18 protein-coding genes (1 of these 18 running past the window's edge) are annotated in these 20,392 nt (G+C 40.6%); 5 read left to right on the top strand and 13 right to left on the bottom strand.

Annotated features, from left to right (window positions below):
• Positions 1 to 26: 26 nt before the first annotated feature.
• The gene (gene aroB / locus NCWK1_RS22935) at positions 27 to 1,121 is read right to left on the bottom strand and encodes a 3-dehydroquinate synthase (RefSeq protein WP_103126301.1); all 1,095 of its coding nucleotides are present in this window, start codon (positions 1,119 to 1,121) and stop codon (positions 27 to 29) included.
• 199 nt (positions 1,122 to 1,320) lie between these two features.
• Here aroB and petL point away from each other — a divergent pair, with 199 nt between their 5' ends.
• Positions 1,321 to 1,416, top strand: a complete 96-nt coding sequence (gene petL / locus NCWK1_RS22930; RefSeq protein WP_096582566.1) for a cytochrome b6-f complex subunit PetL — start codon at positions 1,321 to 1,323, stop codon at positions 1,414 to 1,416.
• 67 nt (positions 1,417 to 1,483) lie between these two features.
• On the opposite strand, the gene bioB is transcribed toward petL, so the two are convergent.
• From bioB to NCWK1_RS22910, 4 genes are all read right to left on the bottom strand, one after another.
• Complete coding sequence (bioB, locus tag NCWK1_RS22925) at positions 1,484 to 2,494, bottom strand: biotin synthase BioB (RefSeq protein WP_096582564.1); 1,011 nt, start codon at positions 2,492 to 2,494, stop codon at positions 1,484 to 1,486.
• A gap of 449 nt (positions 2,495 to 2,943) precedes the next feature.
• Positions 2,944 to 3,732 (bottom strand): WGxxGxxG-CTERM domain-containing protein, encoded by a 789-nt coding sequence (locus NCWK1_RS30630; protein ID WP_146034027.1) that lies wholly within the window; start codon positions 3,730 to 3,732, stop codon positions 2,944 to 2,946.
• Between the two features lie 496 nt (positions 3,733 to 4,228).
• Positions 4,229 to 5,104: an SDR family oxidoreductase gene (locus NCWK1_RS22915; RefSeq protein WP_103126300.1), complete on the bottom strand. Its 876-nt coding sequence runs from the start codon at positions 5,102 to 5,104 to the stop codon at positions 4,229 to 4,231.
• A 218-nt stretch (positions 5,105 to 5,322) separates the two neighbouring features.
• Entirely contained in the window at positions 5,323 to 6,066 is a 744-nt protein-coding gene (locus NCWK1_RS22910) for a tetratricopeptide repeat protein (protein WP_103126299.1), read from the bottom strand.
• A 954-nt stretch (positions 6,067 to 7,020) separates the two neighbouring features.
• Here NCWK1_RS22910 and NCWK1_RS22905 point away from each other — a divergent pair.
• The 3 genes from NCWK1_RS22905 to NCWK1_RS22895 all read left to right on the top strand — a co-directional run bounded on the left by NCWK1_RS22905 (position 7,021) and on the right by NCWK1_RS22895 (position 10,069).
• Complete coding sequence (locus tag NCWK1_RS22905; RefSeq protein WP_103126298.1) at positions 7,021 to 8,490, top strand: efflux RND transporter periplasmic adaptor subunit; 1,470 nt, start codon at positions 7,021 to 7,023, stop codon at positions 8,488 to 8,490.
• Positions 8,487 to 9,704, top strand: coding sequence for an ABC transporter permease (locus NCWK1_RS22900; RefSeq protein WP_096582554.1), 1,218 nt, complete (start codon positions 8,487 to 8,489; stop codon positions 9,702 to 9,704). The genes NCWK1_RS22905 and NCWK1_RS22900 overlap by 4 nt, the downstream gene beginning before the upstream one ends.
• A 164-nt stretch (positions 9,705 to 9,868) precedes the next feature.
• Positions 9,869 to 10,069: a hypothetical protein gene (locus NCWK1_RS22895; protein WP_103126297.1), complete on the top strand. Its 201-nt coding sequence runs from the start codon at positions 9,869 to 9,871 to the stop codon at positions 10,067 to 10,069.
• A 156-nt stretch (positions 10,070 to 10,225) separates the two neighbouring features.
• On the opposite strand, the gene nifV is transcribed toward NCWK1_RS22895, so the two are convergent.
• From nifV to lpdA, 5 genes are all read right to left on the bottom strand, one after another.
• Positions 10,226 to 11,341, bottom strand: a complete 1,116-nt coding sequence (gene nifV, locus NCWK1_RS22890) for a homocitrate synthase (protein ID WP_103126296.1) — start codon at positions 11,339 to 11,341, stop codon at positions 10,226 to 10,228.
• Between the two features lie 265 nt (positions 11,342 to 11,606).
• Entirely contained in the window at positions 11,607 to 12,110 is a 504-nt protein-coding gene (locus NCWK1_RS22885; protein WP_103126295.1) for a phosphate-starvation-inducible PsiE family protein, read from the bottom strand.
• Positions 12,111 to 12,416: 306 nt separating this feature from the next.
• Positions 12,417 to 12,668, bottom strand: a complete 252-nt coding sequence (locus NCWK1_RS22880) for a DUF5340 domain-containing protein (protein WP_096582546.1) — start codon at positions 12,666 to 12,668, stop codon at positions 12,417 to 12,419.
• A gap of 204 nt (positions 12,669 to 12,872) precedes the next feature.
• Entirely contained in the window at positions 12,873 to 13,769 is an 897-nt protein-coding gene (gene trpC / locus NCWK1_RS22875) for an indole-3-glycerol phosphate synthase TrpC (RefSeq protein WP_096582544.1), read from the bottom strand.
• 107 nt (positions 13,770 to 13,876) lie between these two features.
• Entirely contained in the window at positions 13,877 to 15,307 is a 1,431-nt protein-coding gene (gene lpdA / locus NCWK1_RS22870) for a dihydrolipoyl dehydrogenase (protein WP_103126294.1), read from the bottom strand.
• A gap of 597 nt (positions 15,308 to 15,904) precedes the next feature.
• Between lpdA and NCWK1_RS22865 the strand changes: the two genes are divergently transcribed.
• Positions 15,905 to 17,680 (top strand): SWIM zinc finger family protein, encoded by a 1,776-nt coding sequence (locus NCWK1_RS22865; RefSeq protein WP_103126293.1) that lies wholly within the window; start codon positions 15,905 to 15,907, stop codon positions 17,678 to 17,680.
• 284 nt (positions 17,681 to 17,964) lie between these two features.
• Here the strand turns inward: NCWK1_RS22865 and NCWK1_RS22860 are convergent, their stop codons facing one another.
• The 3 genes from NCWK1_RS22860 to NCWK1_RS22850 all read right to left on the bottom strand — a co-directional run.
• Positions 17,965 to 18,249 (bottom strand): YiaA/YiaB family inner membrane protein, encoded by a 285-nt coding sequence (locus NCWK1_RS22860; protein WP_096582538.1) that lies wholly within the window; start codon positions 18,247 to 18,249, stop codon positions 17,965 to 17,967.
• 184 nt (positions 18,250 to 18,433) lie between these two features.
• Entirely contained in the window at positions 18,434 to 20,062 is a 1,629-nt protein-coding gene (locus NCWK1_RS22855) for a DUF4335 domain-containing protein (protein ID WP_103126292.1), read from the bottom strand.
• Between the two features lie 25 nt (positions 20,063 to 20,087).
• On the bottom strand, positions 20,088 to 20,392 hold the 3' portion of the coding sequence (locus NCWK1_RS22850; RefSeq protein WP_096582534.1) for a DUF3038 domain-containing protein. The gene runs 298 nt beyond the window's last position; 305 of the gene's 603 nt are visible here — the last part of the coding sequence; its start codon lies beyond the right edge, outside the window; the stop codon is at positions 20,088 to 20,090.

The following is a 20,392-nucleotide window of genomic DNA, read 5'->3' as shown; positions in this document are numbered from 1 at the left end:
CTGAACCAAACCTTTATCTAGGCAATCTATTGCATCCCTTGTAATACCTGCTGGATGACATCTGCTGGTACTTGGTCGGTAACTGTGACTACACCAATTTGGGTTGGTAACACAAACCGAACTTTACCTGCTTTGACTTTTTTATCCAGTTGCAGTGCGTCGATAATTGCAGCAATATCTACACCCGCAGGTAATTTTGTGGGTAAACCTGCTTTTTGAACGATCGCATTTTGCCTGTCTGTTTCGGCTTGTTGCCACATACCTAAGTTGACAGCAATTTGTCCAGCCGCTACCATACCGATCGCAACTGCTTCGCCATGATTAACTAATCGATAACCTGTCAAGCTTTCGATCGCATGACCAATAGTGTGTCCATAATTGAGAATTGCCCGTAGTCCACCTTCTTTCTCATCTTTACCGACAACATCGGCTTTGGCTTGGCAAGAACGAGTTAATATTTCATTCAACAGTTCCGGCTTCATATAACGGAGTTGATTGAGATGTTTGCTGGCTTCCATCTGGGTAAACAATTCCTCATCCCAAATCACACCATACTTGATAACTTCTGCCATACCTGCACGAAACTCGCGCATAGGTAGAGTTTTTAATACTTCTGGGTCAATTAAGACTAAACGCGGCTGATGAAATGCGCCAATTAAGTTTTTACCATTGGGATGATTTACGCCAGTTTTGCCGCCAATAGCAGAGTCTACCATTGCTAACAGGGTGGTAGGTACTTGAACAACGTTAATTCCCCGCAGCCAAGTTGCAGCGGCAAAACCTGTCATATCACCAATTACGCCTCCCCCCAACGCGACCATTGTCGAGGAACGTTCCAGGCGGTTTTCTAAGGCGACATCATAGAGTTTTTGGATGGAATTGAGGGTTTTGTAGCGTTCCCCGGCTGGTAAGCAATAACTAGCCACGTTAAATCCTGCGGATTGGAGTGATGCGATCGCTCTTTCGCCATAATGCTTGAAAATAGATGGATTAGAAACTAACACTACTTTCTGCCCTAGCTGGAGATTGGCCATACTTTGACCAAGTTGATCTAAGCTGGCAGGTGCGATCGCAATCTCGTAAGACTGCTGCGGTAAATTAACGTTAATGGTAGAAGTCATTGCCCAACCCTAAAAAGCGCCCGTGGGCTTGTATTTTAACGCAATCTGGGAACAAACGGAGGGAGGAAAGCAGGGTGTAGGGGTGTAGGAGGGTGAAATAATCACCAATGACAAATGACAAAGGACAAATGACCATTGACCATTGACCCTTGACTAATGGTTCAATAGATTTAGTGAAGTATTGTGGAGAAGCATCAAAATGTTTGCAATAGTTGCTTACGTCGGTTTTTTAGGTTTATTTACAGCGATCGCAGCTGGTCTGTTGTTCGGTCTACGTGCTGCTAAAATCCTCTAAAAATTAAGGGTATAAAGGTGTAAGGGTATAAGTTAGGCAAAATTCTACACCCTTACACCCTATTTACTTATCCCACCGCCGCAGGACTAGCAATCTGATTTGCTCTTTGCACAGGCGGACGCATTTCTAAACCCAGCAAGTTCAACATTTCCTGGTCAGCATCATAATCTGGACAAGGAGTGGTGACAGTGAGCATTTTGTTGTCGTCACTGGAAAATATAGAATTAGCTCCTGCCATAAAACAGAAAGCTTGCTCAACTTGAGAAAGTCTGGCACGGCCAGCGCTCAAACGCACATCAGAAGTTGGCATAACAATACGTGCTGTAGCAATCATCCGCACAACATCCCAAATGGGTACATCTGGTTGATTTTCTAAGGGTGTACCTTCAACTTGGGAAAGAATATTAATTGGAACTGACTCTGGATGAGGATTGAGATTTGCCAGGGTGTGCAACATCGATACACGGTCTTCAGCCGTTTCACCTAAGCCTAGGATACCGCCAGAGCAGACAGTTACATTAGTTTGGCGAACATTCTCAATTGTATTCAGGCGATCGCTATAAGTCCTGGTAGTAATAATTGTGCTGTAATAGTCCTCTGAGGTATCTAAGTTATGGTTGTAAGCATACAATCCGGCTGTTTCTAATCGCTTCGCTTGGTCGGCTGTCAACATCCCAAGGGTGCAGCAGACTTCTAAACCCATATCGGTCACTTCTTTGACCATTTCCAGCACTATTTCAAACTGAGAGTTATCCCGCACTTCCCGCCAAGCCGCACCCATACAGACACGACTAACACCTTTTTGTTTAGCTGTTTGGGCAATATTCACTACTGTATCTTTGTCTAGAAGTGCCTGTGGTTTCACTTCTGTTTTGTAACGAGAAGATTGAGCGCAGTAGCCACAATCTTCTGGGCAACCTCCTGTTTTAATGGAGATAAGTTTACAAACCTGTATTTTTTTAGGGTCATGATATTGGCGATGTACACTAGCAGCTTGATAAATAAGCTCTAGCAATGGCATATCATAAATCTTCTGAATTTCTGCTTCCTGCCAATCGTAGCGTATTCCCACCGACATTCAATAAATCCTTCTTGTTGACTGGATTGATTAATATCTGTCTTGTTGCTGGATCTGTTGAAGTACTGCTTTCAATCCTAGGGCTGTAGACATTAGACATCAGCTTATCAAGATTTTGCTGGGATGGCAGATTAATAAATCAATATAATTGAAGAATTCAGGAGTCAGAATTCAAAATAAGAATAGGCTCTATACCTAAATTTGAGACTGTAAATCCACTAAAAATATAGATTCCCAACTCTGGGAAAAAAGTTGGGAATCTATAATTTGTTGGTAAAATTTAGTGGTGTGATATCAAGTCCGACTAAACACTTGTCATTACGAGCGAAGCGATAGCGCAGCAAAGTAATACCATAGTCCAGGCGATTGCGTCGTTCCACTTCGTTGCACTCGCAATGACATATCACCAGTAATTTGCCCGATATGATATGAGTTAGTGATCAGGCAATCTAATATTTAGAACCAGTACGTACTTCATTAGGATCGCGGTAAGCTGTGGGTTCTTGGCGCTTACGAGCTAAACCAGCTAAACCAGCTAGACCAAGTAAACCTAACCAACCCCAATTGGAATTGCGATCGCCTCTCACATCATTAGTTCCTTGGTAAGATGTTGTGCCTGTAGTATTTGTTGTGCCTGTGTTTGTTCCATTAGTATTTGTAGTGTCAGTTCCACTTCCAGTAGTTCCTGTGGTGCCGGAGCCTGTACCATAAGTATCTGTGGTACCTGTACCACTTCCAGTCCCAGTGGTGCCAGAGCCAGTACCTGTAGTGCCTGTACCAGTTCCGGTAGTTCCAGTTCCTGTACCGTAAGTACCTGTTGTATCTGTACCAGTTCCGGTAGTTCCAGTTCCTGTACCGTAAGTACCTGTAGTGCCTGTGCCAGTTCCGGTGGTTCCTGTACCTGTAGTGCCTGTTGTATCTGTGCCAGTTCCGGTGGTTCCAGTTCCTGTACCGTAAGTACCTGTAGTGCCTGTGCCAGTTCCGGTGGTTCCAGTTCCTGTACCTGTAGTGCCTGTTCCTGTTCCATTAGTACCTGTACCGTAAGTACCTGTAGTGCCTGTTCCTGTTCCAGTTCCGTTAGTACCTGTACCTGTAGTGCCTGTTCCTGCTCCGCTACTTCCTCCACTACCTGTACCACTTCCTCCAGTTTGAGCATAAATAGGCGTGGATAATGCAATTGCACAACTGATGGTGAATAAACCCACTAAAACAGACTTGGATAAATTAAGAGATTTCATGTTTTAAGTTCCTTTTATGGACTAACTACTCTGTTTGTTTGATTGGAAAAAATTCTTGGTAGTGATTATTTCCTATTTTTATCCTGATGCTAAACGTTGAAAAACTAGGCTTATACCTATTAGACATAAGCTCCTTTCCACGTAAAGAATTTAGTAGTACTAAAATACTTATTTAATTTTCAAATTAATGCGGATTCATTTATCACAAAAGCTTTAAAAAACCATATATTCTATTTTTTTGCCAGGATGAATAATTGATTAGCATTTTGTTGTTCGTCTTAAGTAATTAATCCCAAACCATTTCATACTTTTCAGTAATTTAGATTGTTGCAGACCCTTCAGAACGAAACCTCTTTCTAGAGAGATAAGTTGCAGCTATTGAAATAACAGCAAAATGGAGGATTTAAAAATTAAACACCTTGCTCAACTTTAATAATTTATTTATCCAAAGTATTGGAATCTCTAAAAATAATCTCGGAAAATTATATAAGATAACCTATTGATACTTAGCTATTATTGTTAATTCTTCTTTGATAGATAAAGGTTGATATCCTAAAGCAAAAGCTTGAGAACTATCTAAAGAAACATCTGCTGGTCTTGGTGCTGACATTTTTACATCTTTTTGGCGACAGCTTTTTATGCCTGTGGGTGGTAGTTTGAATACTTCTACCAATAATTGCCCAAAGTCATAGCGGGAAATCCTTTCTTTCCCTCCTAGGTGAATGATACCATTCACTTTTTGTAAGGCTAACAATAATCCTTTAGCTGCTGTTATCGCACTGGCTGGTGTGCGGTATTCATCAATAAATAAACTTAATTCTTTTTCTTCCTTTAAAGTTTGAATAAATGGTTGAATAAAGCTCTGTGCTGTGGGTGTCGCACTGCCAAATAATAAAGGCATCCGGCAGACTGCGGTCATAGGATATCGCTCTAACATACCCATCTCAGCCATGACTTTTTGCTCACCATAAATATTGATGGGGCATACTGGTGCAGCTTCATGATAAGGAGCAGTTAAACCATTGAAAACTTGATCAGTTGATGTAAACACGCAAGGAATCGAATAATCTGCACATAGTCCAGCTATATTGCAAGATGCCATGACATTAATTAAGTGTGATTCTTGAGGATAAATTTGACAAAAATTGGGTTGTGAGTGGGCGGCTGTATGAATAACTGCGGCTGGATTAATATCGTTAAATAGTTGTTTTAATTCTTGAAAGTCTGTTAAATTGACTTTCAGTATTTTGATTCCCGGAATTTCTATAAAATGTGAGTTATAAGTACTATAAACTTCCCATTCTGGTTTTGCTAGTTGGCAAAGATGCCATCCTAAAAAACCACTGGCTCCGGTAATCAGTAATTTTTTCATATATTATTTTTGATCGCAGCGAGCAAAGCAACGCAGAGATTAGATTTAGTTAATCCAAATCATACCCTGTAACTTGCAGCAGAGTGTATAGTATTACTTATATAGCAGGGAATAGCCAACAGAAAATAGGCTGGAAAACTATTTATTGTCTATGTTTTAGATTATTTATTTTCCTCATCTATCTAGCAATTGCTAAAATTTATGGCTGTCACAAGCAGCTATTGAATTAATTTTTGAAATCTTTGATCACTACGCACTTTTTTAAAGTCTGGATCGGTTTTCGCTAATTGTTGGTATTTTCCTGGAACTAGGCGTATGGCAGCTTTTAAGTTGGTAATTGCTAATTCTACTTTGTTTTGCAAGGCATAAGTACAAGCTCGATTGTAATAAATTTCTGGCTTGTCTGGCTTAATAGCGATCGCCTGATCATAAGATGCTAAAGCCTCTTGATAACGTTGCAGTTTTGTTAAGGCGATACCTCGGTTAATCCAGGCTTCTTGTTTGTTTGGTTTAATGGCGATCGCTCGATCATAAGCTAAAATTGCGGCTGCATAACTTTGTAATGATGCTAAAGCATTACCTCGGTTATACCAAGCTTCATCTTTATCCGCTTTGATAGCGATTGCTTGATCATAAGACGCTAATGCTTCTGTGTGTTTTTGCAGTTTTGTCAAAGCTATGCCTCTGTTAATCCAAGCATCTGCACTGTCTGGTTTAAAGGCGATCGCTTTATCATAAGCTACTATGGCTTCTTGATATTGTTGTGCATCTAATAATTTATTGCCTTGATGAAATAAATTTTCTGCCTTTTGACTCGTCTTTGCTTCTGTCAGCAACTGAGAAACATTAATTTCTTGTACCACTTGCTGGGTGTTTTTTATTGATGATTGTGCTTTGCTATCGCAGCCAGAAGTGAAGCAAATAATCAAGCTAGAGGCAGCCAAGCAGCGCCAAAAGACCATGCTATACCTACAGAACTCTAAATTTGATGTTAAATCATTTTGATATTTATTAATAGTATCATAAAGGACTGTTGTTTTTTAATTAATCTGCTTATCTGGGCAATTACTCAATTTTGCTGCTCAGTAACCAGACTACATTAAATCCATGTTTATTCTTTGGGGGATAAGCTTTTTAGCCTATATTTGGCTGAATGAATTTAGCTATGAGCCAAAAAACTATAGCATTTCTAATTATTTCAGCAATGACAATAGAGAAGCTCAGATCCCCGACTTCTTAAAGAAGTCGGGGATCTTGTTGTTTATGAATAATTGATGACTACTATATATTAAATATCTGACAATAAATATAAAACTCTAAAATCGCATAAAATTAGTGTCTATGATTTGTTTAGGATAATTCACAAAAAAAAGATTAATAGAAAATTGATCTTACAAAAAATATCGTGTTAATAATATGTCAAATTTTTTTAGCAATTTTAGCAGATATTTTTAAAATTAAACTTGACAAACTAGCTGATAAAAAGATACGTATGACAATCAGAAAAATATGTCAATCGGAAATATTTTTTAGATAATTAATGAATATTTGGGCTAAATTTGATTGATAAAAATCTATCGTTATTATGATCTCATTCCAGGGCAAAGGCATATAAATAGGTCTATAAACCAGCAAAAGCTAGTATGGTTAGCTTTTTCATCACTTTTTATGAGCTAGGTTCAATTTTTGCAGAAAGTGAAAATGTGGGCAAAGTATGAATCACAAATTACTATTGACTCAATATCTCAGTTCACCCATTTAGGTGAAGGCAAGTAAAATTACTAAAGACTAATATTAAGGAACGTTAATTTATATCTTCCATAATTCTTCATATATGAAAAATCCCCATAATTTTTAGTCTTATAGCTTGTATAGACCAACTCAAAAGCCCAAAAGTACTCGTTAGACCGTGATTTATGAACACCTACATAGAAGTTCCCGTTATTGGCAAAGTTTATCACCCATTCCGCTGGCTGATTGGGTTGATAGCCACGGGTGCTGTTGTGGTTGGTGTTACTACTACCGCCAACATAGTTAATCGATCAGCTGGTGAACAGGATATTACACAACTAACTGTGCCGGTAGAAGCTAAAAATGTGACTTTGAAAATTACTGCCAGTGGTAAGGTTGTACCTATACAAAGTGTGAATATCAGTCCGAAAAATCCTGGGGTGCTGGCAGAATTATATGTAGAACAAGGCGATCGCGTAGAGCAAAATCAAATTATCGCCAGGATGGATGTAGGGGATTTACAAGCGCAAATTCTTCAGTATCGCGCTAATTTAGCCCAGTCCCAAGCCCAGTTAGATGAAGCCTTAGCAGGGACTCGTCCCCAAGAAATTACTCAAGCAAAGGCGCGGTTGTCTCAAGCCCAAGCGCAGTTAGCCCAAGCCCGTGCAGGTAATCGTCCCCAAGAAATTGCTCAAACTCAAGCCCAAGTAGATGCAGCCCAAGCAAGGGTAAATTACACCGCAGAACAAGTTAAACGTTATCAATATCTTTATCAACAAGGTGCGGAGAAAAAGCAATTATTAGATCAAGCAGTCAGTGAAGATAAATCTGCTAAAGCGAATTTAGAAGAAGCTCGTCGTCGGTTGTCTTTAATGCAAAGTGGCTCACGCAGCGAAGAAATCGAGATGAAAGAAGCCGCTGTCACTGAAGCTAGAGCCGCCTTAGTTTTATTACAAGATGGCACACGTAAAGAAGAAATTGCTCAACGTCAAGCCGCAGTCAAAGCAGCGCAAGCTCAGTTAGCCGCAGCTGATGTCAAAATACAGGAGACTGTAATTCGCGCTCCCTTTGCAGGAATTATCACGCAGAAATATGCCAATATCGGTGCATTTGTCACACCAACTACCTCTGCTTCTTCAGATGCGTCGGCGACTTCTAGTTCAATTGTGGCTGTTGCTAAAGGTTTAGAAGTATTAGCAAAAATACCCGAAGCAGATATTGGCAGAGTTAAACCAGGACAAGAAGTGGAAATTGTGGCTGATGCTTATCCTGATCAAGTATTTAAAGGTCGTGTACGCTTGATTGCACCAGAAGCAGTACTAGAACAAGGTGTGACATCTTTTCAGGTGCGGGTAGCTTTAGATACAGGGACAGATAAACTCCGTTCTGGCTTAAATTTAGACTTGACTTTTTTAGGCGATCGCGTCAGCAATACTTTAGTATTACCAACCGTGGCCATTGTCACCGAAAAAGGTAAAACTGGTGTCCTTGTCCCCGATGCTAAAAATCAGCCTCAGTTTCGGGAAGTGACAACAGGAGCGCAAATTCAAGACCAAACTCAAGTTTTATCAGGAGTAGAAGTGGGCGATCGCGTGTTTGTTGACTTACCCAAGGATTATAAAATCAAGAAGGCGCAGGAAGAACAAAACCAATGAACTTCTTAGAAAGCGTACAAATGGCGGGGAAAACTCTGCTGTCGAATAAGCTGCGTAGCGCTCTCACCATGCTGGGTATCGTGATTGGTAACGCTTCGGTAATTGCCATGATTGGCATTGGGGAAGGTGGACAGAAATATGTTTCTAATGAGTTAGAATCTCTAGGGCCGAATGTGTTGTTTGTCATTCCGGGGAATCAAGAAACCGAACGTATTTCTCGTGATGTCCCAAAAACTTTAGTCTTGGAAGATGCTACAGCGATCGCTACTCAAGTACCAACTATCGCCGAGGTGACGGCGGAGTTAAATAGCAGACAAGTAGTGACTTACGCTAACAAAAACACCGATGTCAATATTATCGGCACAACGCCCAGCTTTTTAAATGTGCGCGACTTTGAAACCGACAAAGGGCGGTTTTTTTCGGAAGTCGATATGAAACGCAGTAACCAAGTGGTAGTGCTGGGTGCAAAATTAGCTGAACGACTTTTCGGTAATAGTAACCCTGTGGGACAGCAGTTACGCATCAGCAATACCAGCTTTCGCGTGATTGGGGTGTTAGTTGGTAAAGGTTCCAGCCTAGGCGTTGATTATGATGATGCGGCTTTGATCCCGGTAATTACAATGGCAAACCGCATTGTTGGGCGGACTTCTCCATTCGGATTAGAGTTAACTTACATCGTCGCCTCAGCAAAAAACGCCAATAGTGTAGATGCAGCAGTGTTTCAAATTACCAACTTGCTGCGCCAACGCCACAAAATCATCGGTGAAGATGACTTTACTATCCGCACCCAAAAAGATGCGTTGCAAACTGTGGGACAAATCACAGGTGCATTAACAATTATGCTGGCGGCGATCGCTGGCATATCCTTATTTGTTGGCGGTATCGGTATCATGAATATTATGTTGGTTTCCGTCACCGAACGCACCCAAGAAATCGGACTGCGAAAAGCGATCGGCGCAACCGAACAAGATATCTTGTTACAGTTCATGATTGAAGCGATCATTGTTTCCGCCATTGGTGGTGTAGTCGGGACTGCTGTTGGTGTCAGCGGAATTATGCTAGTCGCAACCTTAACACCATTAGAAGCAAGTATCTCTCCCATTACCATTGCTACCGCCGTGGGGATTTCCGGTGCGATTGGCTTATTCTTCGGTGTCGTTCCCGCCCGTCGTGCTGCTAAACTTGACCCAATTGTGGCATTACGAAGTGCTTAGTAGAGTAGATGACAGAATAAAAAAATTTAGCAATAGCGATCGCTGCTTATCAAACAATACAGTTCAGATAAGCCGATTTTTTGTTGTCCTGTTGCCTGTTACCTACTATCTTGTGGCAATGTAGATATTAAGAACCGGAAAAAATTACAACACAGGAAATATTGATGAATCGTTCAAAAATAGTCGCTATTGTTACAGGTGCAATTTCTATCTTGCTGGCTATTGCTTATCTAATTATTGTCCAAATCCTCGATTATCGAGATATGCAGCCTGCTCCTATTAGTCAAATTAACTCAACACCACTAGTGATGACTGACACTACACAATACATTTCAGTTGATAAAATGCTAAGTTGGGTGGAGTGATATCCTCGGCGCAAGCCTTCTTGAAGATTAACCCAACAAAGCCGATATCTTGCACCAGCTACTTTATGACATAAAAGTCAGTTGGGCAATGCTTTGGATTCAGTCAAAGCCTAATTTTTATGTTGTAGACATTGCCGAACCTAGGTTGCTTGAGAATCACTGTGTATGTGCTACTAAAGATAAAAGTTCTTGTGTTGTGAGACTGCGCTTTTTCTGCATTGATTCTTGCCTAACTGCATTTAACACAGATTGAGTTTCTTCATGATTCAGAATAATGCCATGTTGTTGCAGCAGATTAGATAATAAATGGCGACCAGAATGTTTACCAACCACTAAACGCCGTTCGCGGCCAATTTCTTCTGGGGCAAATGGTTCGTATGTATGGGGGTTTTGTAACACTCCATGAGCATGAATACCTGATTCGTGGGCAAAGGTATTTTCGCCGACAATTGCCTTCCAAGGGGGTAAGCCGTAACCTGATGCTGTGGCTACCAGTTGAGATATTTCTAATAAACGCCGCGTGTCTATACTTAAATCCATCTTTGATAGATGTTTAAGTGCCATCACAACTTCTTCTAAAGCTGCATTTCCCGCCCTTTCACCTAACCCATTGACGGTAGTATTTACAGATAATGCACCAGCTTGTATACCTGCTAGGGCATTGGCTGTCGCTAGACCAAAATCATTGTGAGTGTGCATTTCTACAGGTATGGACAAGGATGTGACCAATTTTTTTACCTTGTCGTAAGTTGTGAACGGGTCAAGAATGCCTACGGTATCACAAAAGCGGAACCTCGATGCACCCCATTCTTGAGCAGAAAGTATTGTATCTAAAAGAAATTGTTCATCGGCGCGGGAAGAATCTTCTCCTCCTATAGAGACAAACAATCCTTGATCTAGAGCAAAGCTCAGACTATCTTTGAGCTTTTGCCATACTAATTGCCATTTTCCCTGGAATTTTGCCCCAATTTGAATTGCAGAGACAGGAATAGATATATGCACTCGCTTTAAACCACAAGCGATAGAAGCTTGAATATCGGCAATAACCGCACGGTTCCAACCTAAAAGATGAGCTTGCAAACCTAAATCAACAATTGATGCGATCGCTTGTTGTTCTGCTTCACCCATCGCCGCAATGCCAATTTCTATTTCTGGAACACCGATCGCATCAAGAAATTTGGCGATCGCGATTTTCTCCTCTAAGTTAAAAGCAACACCTGCTGCCTGTTCGCCATCACGTAACGTTGTATCATTGATGACAACCTGATCCATTGCTGAAACTTCTCCAAAAAAAGAGATTTATCTTCTTAGCCTGAGCTTGAATAGGCATAAGGAGAATTTGACAAAGATTTCTTCAAAAGTAAAGGGGTCTCCAATGAATACATATATGGCTATTATGCAAGATTACTACATCTTCCAGTGACTAACAGATATCCTCTAATTCCTACTTACAAAGGGGTATTTCAGAACACTCAAATAACATTCATCCTACTTTCAATCTAATATCTGATTCAGCATTATAATTTTCTCATTATATTTAATCCGCAGTTAAAGTTTTATCTGACAATATTTCTGTTGCTTCTGGCAAGGTTTCATGATTGTGACTGTTAGCATGTCCAAAAAAGGTGGACACTAAAGGTAAAGCAATAAAAATGACTGCTAAAACTAATAAAAATGTAGAAATTCCAAAAAGCTGATTTTGCTGTATTTCTAACACTCCGCGTAAAATTACCTCCCGTAATGCAGAAACTATCGTAATTTCAACTGCTGCTCCTACTGATATCTGCTGGGTTTGTAAGTAATCAATTAGTAGACGAAACAACTCTACAAGAATCAAAATAAACAAAATATCGGATGTGATTTCTCGTACATCTAAGGGATGCAAAAAGGAGAAGAACATATCTCCTAGTCTAATTAGCATGACGCAGAATAAACCAACACACAGAGAGATAATAATAAAGTCTTGAAATCTTTCTAGGTTATTAACGATGCTTTCTCGCTGAAACCAACTGTTAACTTCTTTAATTACACGTTTTGGCATAATTTATTTCAAGACATGAATTGACCTATTCCTATCATAGGCAATTTAAAAATAAAAAAATTAGTTAAAACATCTATTTATTGCGATTTCGTCACATAGATTAGAGCTATTTTGTAAGATTATTAACAGCATCAATATAAATTTTAAAAACGTATTTTCATTGACAATCAAACAAAAAAAAATTGATAAAATATGTTTTGATATAAGAGTTATAGATTATTGATGAATAATAAAATACCCGACTTCTTTAGGAAATCGGGTATTTTGTTATTTCAATTTTTATAAAATAATCGCAAAATATCCTCGTCAGTCAGGCACAACCACTTTCTCCGCAATATGATGATTGAGCGACCAACGGTGGTCAATAGCCACAGATGTCACCTCACAAATTTCTTCTAGCCGTTTTTGCTGGACTGCTGCTTTGCGAAGAGTAATAATGAGTTGATTGACCTGATGTCGCAAATCGGGATTTTGATTGACGGCTAACAAGGTTTGTCTTTCTAAAAGTTGGAGTATCAATTCGTAGTGGATGGGTGACGGTAGAGGAATTTGCTCCATGTGGCTTAAATATTGCAGATGTATAATTTGTCTTATTTAGAGTTTATCTCTTGCCATGAATTGTTACACAAAAAACAAATATTTAGTTATGAAATAGGTGTATTTAACAGTGAAGTTTTAAGAAAGATAAGTGTAATTACATAAGCTAATACGCTCTATTTAATACAAAAAGTATTTGCTCTGCTTTTACAGAGCAAGATAGCTTTAGATGGCATTATTCTTGGGTAAAATCTGGGCGATCGCTAATTTTGGATCGGGTTGTTTGATTAATGATTCGCCAATTAACACAGCGGTTGCACCTGCTTGTTCTACTGAACTCAAATCTTTAGGTGTATGTAAACCTGATTCACTGACAACTAAAATATTTCTTGCTTGTAATTGTTCACCCCTAGCTTGTAAAAGTTGACAGGTAGTCTGCAAATCTACGGTGAAATCTTCAAGATTGCGATTGTTAATGCCAACTAAAGAGACATCATCTAACGCCAATACGCGATCAAGTTCTTCTAGACTGTGGACTTCAATTAATGCTGCCATTTTTAGGGCTTTAGCAATTTTGATGAAGTACTGTAAGTCTTGGTCACTTAAAATAGCCGCAATTAATAAAACGGCATCCGCACCCTGAATGCGGGCTAAATACATTTGGTAAGGATAGATAATAAAATCTTTACACAATAAGGGTAAATCGACGGCAGCGCGTACCTTAGCTAAGTTGTCAAAGCTGCCTTGAAAAAATTTCACATCTGTCAAAACAGAAATACAACTAGCACCACCTTGTTGATAGGATTGGGCGATCGCCACAGGGTCAAAATCTTCGCGTAAAACGCCTTTACTTGGTGAAGCTTTTTTGACTTCGGCAATTAACGCTGGTTTGGTTTTACCTTGTTTGAGGGCGGCGATAAAATCTCGCGTTGGTGGTGCGGAGAGTGCTTGTTTTTGTAATTCAACCAAAGGCTGTTTTGCCCGCAGTTGGTCAACTTCAACTTCTTTTTGCCAGACAATTTCTTCCAAAATATTGTTAGGTTGTGCATCTGGTACAGCAACCTGATAGCGCAAGATGGATACATCTATAGCGGGGCTAGGTGAACGGCGACGGATTTGCATAGGTAGTCAAGAGTCAATGTGGTCAATGGTCATTAGTCATTGGTCAATGGTCATTAGTCATTTGTCCCTTGCTGATTAACAAAGGACAAATGACAAAGAACAAATGACTAAATAGTTACTGCCCGTTTATAGGCTTCATCTAGTACTTCCGAGAGGGTGGGGTGGGCGTGAACTAGATGGGCGAGGGTATGGACAGATTCACGTTTAGCAATGGCGGCTGAGGCTTCGTGAATTAAGTCGGAGGCGTGCATCCCAAAGATATGAACACCTAAAACTTCGCCTGTGTCTTGGCGATAGATTACCTTAGCGATACCGTCGGCTTCGTTTTCTGCCAACGCTTTGGAGTTACCTTTGAAGTAACTCTTACTAGTACCAACGGTAAAACCTTCTGTTTGTCCTAATTCCTTGGCGGCGGTTTCAGTTAAACCGACATAGCTAACTTCTGGGTGAGTGAAGGCGGCGGCGGGGATGCTGCGATAATCAACAGTCCGCGATCGCCCGACGATATTTTCTACAGCTACAATACCTTGAGCCGAAGCTGCATGAGCCAACATCATTTTGCCATTGGCATCACCAATTGCCCAAAGATGGGGAACAACTTCGCCTGCACTCAATACTGCCATGCGATCGTCTACAGGAATAAAATTCCGTCTGTCTAATTCTACCCCTACAGATTCCAAACCCAGGTTTTGAGTGGCGGGGATGCGCCCTGTGGCTACTAAGCAAGCATCGACTTCGATGACTTCTAAATCTTCTTTGGTTTTGAAATCTGCGAGTTCAATTACTACCGGTGAACCGGGAATAACTTTTTTGGCGTAGATACCAACTTTGGTTTCAATATCGCGGGGGGTAATTAATACCCGTTCAGCGAGTTTGGCAATATCACGGTCAAACCCTGGCATTAATTGGTCTAGGGCTTCAATCATCGTGATTTCACAGCCCAAAGCTGAATATACATCCGAAAATTCTAAGCCGATGTAACCGCTACCAATAATTGCCACCCAAGGCGGGAGAGATTCTAGCTTGACACCTTGGTCACTAGTAAAGACCGTTTTGCCGTCAACTTCAATCCCCGGAGGGACAAAGGGAACTGAACCAGGAGAAAGAATAATATCCTTAGCAGTAATTGTTTTGTCACTGCCATCTCCAGAGACAGTGATTTTCTGTGTCCCGGCGATTCTGCCCCAACCCCTGATAATATCTACGCCCAGACGCTTTAAGCTGTTAGTTAAATCGCCTTGAATTTTCGAGACTAAATTACCTGCATGATCGGCGATCGATTGACGATCAAACTCCACATGACCAATTTGAATGCCCAGTGACTTGAGGTGATGGGCATTGCGTAACTCCCGCACACGTCCTGCTGCTGCCAGCAGCGCCTTTGATGGAATACAGCCCCTGTTGACACAGGTTCCGCCCATGTCAGCTGCTTCGATAATCGCTGTTTTCAGACCGCAGCTTACCGCGTGTAGGGCTGCGCCATGTCCGCCTACACCAGCGCCAATAATTACTAAATCGTAATCAAATCCTTGACTCACGTTAGTTTCCCCGTGTGCTTCGCCTATTTATTCTCAACTTGACTAGCTATCCTGACAACCCATTGAGAGTTGGGAATGGCTAAATCAACTATTATCATTCACGCTAACAAGCTAAGAGATAAATTTATTGACAATTTTAGTAAACATTATTCACTTATTGAATTTTATACTGATATGGTTAATTTTTTGGAGAAAGGTATAATAACTGATTCAGGTTGTCATACCAATTTGGCATTTTAGATTCACAATCTTTACCATTTAACAGTTCCAAAAATCTTGAACTGGAAAATTTATTACAAGTAGGTAGCAAAACTTCTTGTTTTGATTTTGGGAACTTGCTTGTACTTTAATCCATCAATACATTGGATAATTAAACGTAGATAATTAGTATTAGAAAATACTAGTGGTCAAAAGCAGAAATAGACTACTCTTGACGTAAATATTTTGTCTTTTGCTTTCTTGTACTAGTATCGTATTGTTGGAAATTTCAGTAACAGCCTGATGGTTATGACTGGGAATTCAAAATCGGTATCAGCCGAAAAGCCAACCTGGATCTAAAATTCATTTACGCATAGGATTTTCGTACGCGATCGCCCGATGTCTATTCCCAAAATCAGTGAATTTACCATCCGTCGTTATGCTAACGCCAAGTCTTACCAACGCGGTGAGGCTTATTTTGAGTCAGGGGCTGTGGATACCATCACTCGACGCGGTAATTTGTTACACGCAGAAGTTGATGGTAGTGAAGCTAGACCTTATCGTGTCAGCCTCAGTTTTGACGGTCATAGTTTAACCTCGGCAAATTGCACCTGTGCCTATAATTTTGACGGATGGTGTAAACACATTGTGGCAACTATGCTTGTTTGTGTGCGCCAGCCAGAAATTATTGAGCATCGTCCGACTTTAGAACAATTGCTAGATCGTCTAGATCATATTCAAACTCAAAGGCTAGTACAAGAATTAGTCGCAGAACATCCTCAACTGATCGATACAATTGATCGTCATGTGATCTGGATGACTAATCCTGCACCCCAAGGAAAAAAGCTCAAATCTCTGCGCCAGCATCCCATTGATACAAATCCTGTGCGGCGGCAAGTACGGCAGATTATTCACGATGGTGTGCGCTATTTTGAGGATGGTTGCGAAGAAGACCCAATTGCCGAGGAATTACTGAGTTTAGTGCAATCTGCTGTAGATTTGACTGAACAAGGAGAAGGAAATAAAGCGATCGCAGTTTTAGAAGCAATTACTTCTACCTGTATCGAAAATTGGTATGAAGTAGCTGAGTACGGTGCTGACTATGATGAAATTGCCTGGGAATTGAATAATGCTTGGTGTGAAGCCATTCTGACTGCTGAACTGAGCGATGAAGAAAAAGTGGACATCCAGGTAAATTTGGAAGTCTGGCAAGATGAATGGGATGTTGATTTTGCTTTAAGTTTAGATGCTTTGCACCAAGGTTGGGATTACCCACCCCTGGTAGAAATTTTGCAAGGCAAGATTAGTGAAAGGGGCGTATGGGACGCAAAAATTCCCGATTATGCTGATGATTTAGCTTTAATTCGACTAAAAATTCTGGAACGGCAAGAACGTTATCAAGAATACTTATATCTGGCGGAGGCGGAAGGGCAAACTCGGCAATATTTAACTATGCTAGGCAGACTCGGCAGAGTAGAAGAAGCCTTAGCAGTTGCCCAAACTGAAATGAACTCAATGGAAGAAGCCTTTGCCTTGGGGAAAACTCTGCAAGAACAAGGAGCATTACAACAAGCGTTACACATTGCTCAAATTGGCTTGCATTTAAAGGGAAATTGTCAATATGATTTGGGTCTTTGGACAAGTGATTTAGCTCAGAAGTTGGGAGATCAAACCACAGCTTTGCAAGCAAAAAAACTGGCTTTTCAGGCACACCCTTCTTTAGAAGAATACCAAAATATTCAAAATTTAGCTGGGGATAAATGGGAAAGGGTCAAACCTGATTTGTTAAAAACTCTTCTTGCCTATAGTGGTTGGGAAACTGCCCCAATTAAGGTGGATATTTTCTTACATGAAGGATTAATTGATGAGGCGATCGCGATCGCTAATGAACTTAATATCTATCACTCTGATATTATTCATCGTGTGATGGATGCGGCTATTCCTCATCGTCCTGAGTGGGTGATTACTCATGCTTGTCGCCATGCCGAAGCAATTATGGATGCAGGTAAAGCAGAATATTATGATGCCGCAGTTGATTGGCTAAAAAAGGCCCGCGCTGCTTACTCAGCATCAGATCGACAAACTGAATGGTCAAATTATCACAACAAATTAATGGCAATCCACGCCCGCAAACGCAAGTTGATGGGAATGTTGCACGGAAGAGATATGGAGTAATATCAGGTTCGGATAAGTACTTATAATAAGAGTGGAACAGTTGCATTCCCTCTATCTCAACTTGATATAACCTCAACTAAATTGCGTCCACTAAAATGAGAAACTATGTCTCTCTTCTGTCACTTTTGCCAGAGGAAAACATAAAATTCTGGTAACGCAAAAGTTTTAGGATAAAGCGATAGTGATGTTTATCATACTAAAAAATAAATTCACAGATCTTAGCCTAGCCTAAGTTTTCAACCTTGTTTTTGATTTTTTTCGGGAGTGTCAGAAGAGAGGTCTGCTCATTTTAAATTTAAAGTATCATGTTGTGAAAGTAATTTTTCTACTTTTGCCTCATCAATTCTCGCAGTTAATCTTTTAGCTTCATGTAAATCTCTGGTGGTTTTGGCCAATGTAAAAGTTGAACCAACAGAAAAAGCTAAACCCATACCCATAAAACCTTTAATCCAGCTATCAACAGGCAAATTAACAATACCAAAGGTGGTCATAGAAATAGAAATTATGAAAGCAGCCCATGTTTGAATAATCCAAGCTGCACTATCTTTTGGTGAACCTAGTGGTTGCATATTCTCGACCTTTGCTTTTAGGGATTTATAGAAATCGTATTGATTTGCATACTTAATGGCAATAATAGAATTACCACTTTGCTAACTGGACTGTAAAACTTCCATAAAAAGTCCAGAAACAAAAGAATAACTGGCACAAAACTATGTACCAGTTAGATAAATGGCATGAACTTGTTCGATTTAATTACTCAGATTCTGAAAATGTTTTTACTTTACCATCAGGACTGAAAACAACCCGAATTCTGATATTTTGACCAGATTTATTACCAGAAACAAAAGGCTTCCCAATAGCAGGTATTCCTGTGTTGTCAATAAATTCTCTTGCAGGCTTATTCAGCGGTAAAATCCGCGCAATAGAACCATCAACATCCACAGTCAAGCTGTATTCTAATGTTTGGGTTAATCCAGATGGTGGTTGCCAACGTTTCTGAAAGAAACTTCGGGCTTCTGCTATTTGGGTTGTATCAAATATTGTGCTGTTAGTAGCTATATTGGAGGGTGCAGAAGTTTTAGGATCATCCCCCAATCTATCAATAAATGGGTTACTATCAGCGGCTGAAGACGGAAGAGAAGAATTGATTTTCTCCCCTAATTGTTGGTTTGTTGGTGAGTAACCTTGAGGAAAATTGTTACTGCGGCTTTCATTTGGCAGAGTCGCTAGAGGCGGTGGAACTGCTGGAATGCTGCTAGTAGATGATAAATTATCCGTCCCAGATAAACGAGATGGGAGACTCCGCCTTTGAGGTAAAGTAATTTCACCCTTAGTAATTGGTTGTGCAGGGTTCAGATTAAGATTTGGATTCAGCGCAATTTGTTGACCAGAAATTTTTGTAGATGGGGTAGTTGATAGATTATTCTTGGCACTAATTGTTGTCTGAGGTACGTTCAAAACATTTTTTGAAGATGTTGACGGTAAACCCAAAGATGTTTGGGAGTTAGCAGAAATATTAGCCCCAGGAGATAGAACAGGTTGTGTCGGTAAACGAGAAGTCGGGAGAGGAAGAGTCGATTCGATAGGTGGTAGCAATGGCAAATTATCGGAAGGTGTTAGTCCCGGTAACGGTGTATTCAAGTTAGCTGAAGGTGAAGGTGCTAAAGCCACATCAGACTCTGTGGAAGTATTTTTGTTGGCTGTTGTTGGTTGATTTTGCCGATAATTATTGGCGTATTGTACAGTTATTGGCAATAAACCGACACTTAAAACCAAAACTGCGGCTACAGATGCCCAAGCCGGGAAGCGCACAACAGAACTGGTATTATTCAAAGCAGGTAACGCCACGACATCGGCGGAATATTCATCCAAGGCTGAGGCTAAATCAAAAAGCTGCAACAGACTTAATTGAATGAATAAGCTAGATGCTTGACTGGCGAGAGAACCAAGATGCAGCTTGTGAGTTAAAGAACTGCTTGGTTCTAGATATATTTTGGTTCTGGGTATATCTGATGTGAAAGATTTTAAAGTTTGTGTTGATAGGGAAGATTGGTGAACATCCCCCAACTCTGAATTATCAGATGTTTTAGTTGAGTCTTGGGGAGCAGAAAAACTCATCCCAAAGCTTTCTGGGGACTGTTGGAGAAATTCTTGCACATAGGTGGTGACGGCATCACACAAAGCTTCGAGTTGGTCGCGATCGCCCCGAATTACAACCCTGCGTTCTTCTGGTAGTCGTGGATCGTCAATGCGTAACTCAAAGCTGAGTTGCTTAATGACACTTTTCCCCATCCAATGGGACAAAGGAGAGCTTTGCGCCAATACTTCTAGTGTGCAAGTGGGGGGTGTGTAGCGACGAATGACAGAATTTGATACAGGCATAGCAGAAACTGGGAAGGAGACGTTTTCAATATTTTGCGGAGTCGATGAGTGCGAGCCAGAGACGGCGGTGTCCACCAGGAGCGCTGTAGAATAACAAGTCTACAAGCAGCTTAAGTGCTAGGTGGGTTAGTAATTCCGTTGAGATTTGGTCATCCTCTTCCATCCGCTCTTGGTAAGTATTGCAAAAAGCATCAATATAATCTCCAAGTAAAGCAGCCTGATGAGGTTCCCGGTTGTTTTCCGCCATTTGCTCTAGTAACCCAACAGCACGGCGAATCAGTTCTTGGTGCTGTTTGGCGAGATAGCAGATGATTAGAACAAGCGATCTTG

It is taken from the genome of Nostoc cycadae WK-1 (assembly GCF_002897135.1).
Lineage (GTDB): Bacteria > Cyanobacteriota > Cyanobacteriia > Cyanobacteriales > Nostocaceae > Nostoc_B.
The sequence above is the reverse complement of the archived record's forward strand: the minus strand, read 5'-3'. Positions and strand labels throughout refer to the sequence as shown.

Excerpts from the sequence above, each read along its gene's own strand:
- aroB (WP_103126301.1), bottom strand. The coding sequence starts at position 1,121 with ATGACTTCTACCATTAACGTTAATTTACCGCAGCAGTCTTACGAGATT.
- petL (WP_096582566.1), top strand. The coding sequence starts at position 1,321 with ATGTTTGCAATAGTTGCTTACGTCGGTTTTTTAGGTTTATTTACAGCG.
- bioB (WP_096582564.1), bottom strand. The coding sequence starts at position 2,494 with ATGTCGGTGGGAATACGCTACGATTGGCAGGAAGCAGAAATTCAGAAG.
- NCWK1_RS30630 (WP_146034027.1), bottom strand. The coding sequence starts at position 3,732 with ATGAAATCTCTTAATTTATCCAAGTCTGTTTTAGTGGGTTTATTCACC.
- NCWK1_RS22915 (WP_103126300.1), bottom strand. The coding sequence starts at position 5,104 with ATGAAAAAATTACTGATTACCGGAGCCAGTGGTTTTTTAGGATGGCAT.
- NCWK1_RS22910 (WP_103126299.1), bottom strand. The coding sequence starts at position 6,066 with ATGGTCTTTTGGCGCTGCTTGGCTGCCTCTAGCTTGATTATTTGCTTC.
- NCWK1_RS22905 (WP_103126298.1), top strand. The coding sequence starts at position 7,021 with ATGAACACCTACATAGAAGTTCCCGTTATTGGCAAAGTTTATCACCCA.
- NCWK1_RS22900 (WP_096582554.1), top strand. The coding sequence starts at position 8,487 with ATGAACTTCTTAGAAAGCGTACAAATGGCGGGGAAAACTCTGCTGTCG.
- NCWK1_RS22895 (WP_103126297.1), top strand. The coding sequence starts at position 9,869 with ATGAATCGTTCAAAAATAGTCGCTATTGTTACAGGTGCAATTTCTATC.
- nifV (WP_103126296.1), bottom strand. The coding sequence starts at position 11,341 with ATGGATCAGGTTGTCATCAATGATACAACGTTACGTGATGGCGAACAG.
- NCWK1_RS22885 (WP_103126295.1), bottom strand. The coding sequence starts at position 12,110 with ATGCCAAAACGTGTAATTAAAGAAGTTAACAGTTGGTTTCAGCGAGAA.
- NCWK1_RS22880 (WP_096582546.1), bottom strand. The coding sequence starts at position 12,668 with ATGGAGCAAATTCCTCTACCGTCACCCATCCACTACGAATTGATACTC.
- trpC (WP_096582544.1), bottom strand. The coding sequence starts at position 13,769 with ATGCAAATCCGTCGCCGTTCACCTAGCCCCGCTATAGATGTATCCATC.
- NCWK1_RS22865 (WP_103126293.1), top strand. The coding sequence starts at position 15,905 with ATGTCTATTCCCAAAATCAGTGAATTTACCATCCGTCGTTATGCTAAC.
- NCWK1_RS22860 (WP_096582538.1), bottom strand. The coding sequence starts at position 18,249 with ATGCAACCACTAGGTTCACCAAAAGATAGTGCAGCTTGGATTATTCAA.
- NCWK1_RS22855 (WP_103126292.1), bottom strand. The coding sequence starts at position 20,062 with ATGCCTGTATCAAATTCTGTCATTCGTCGCTACACACCCCCCACTTGC.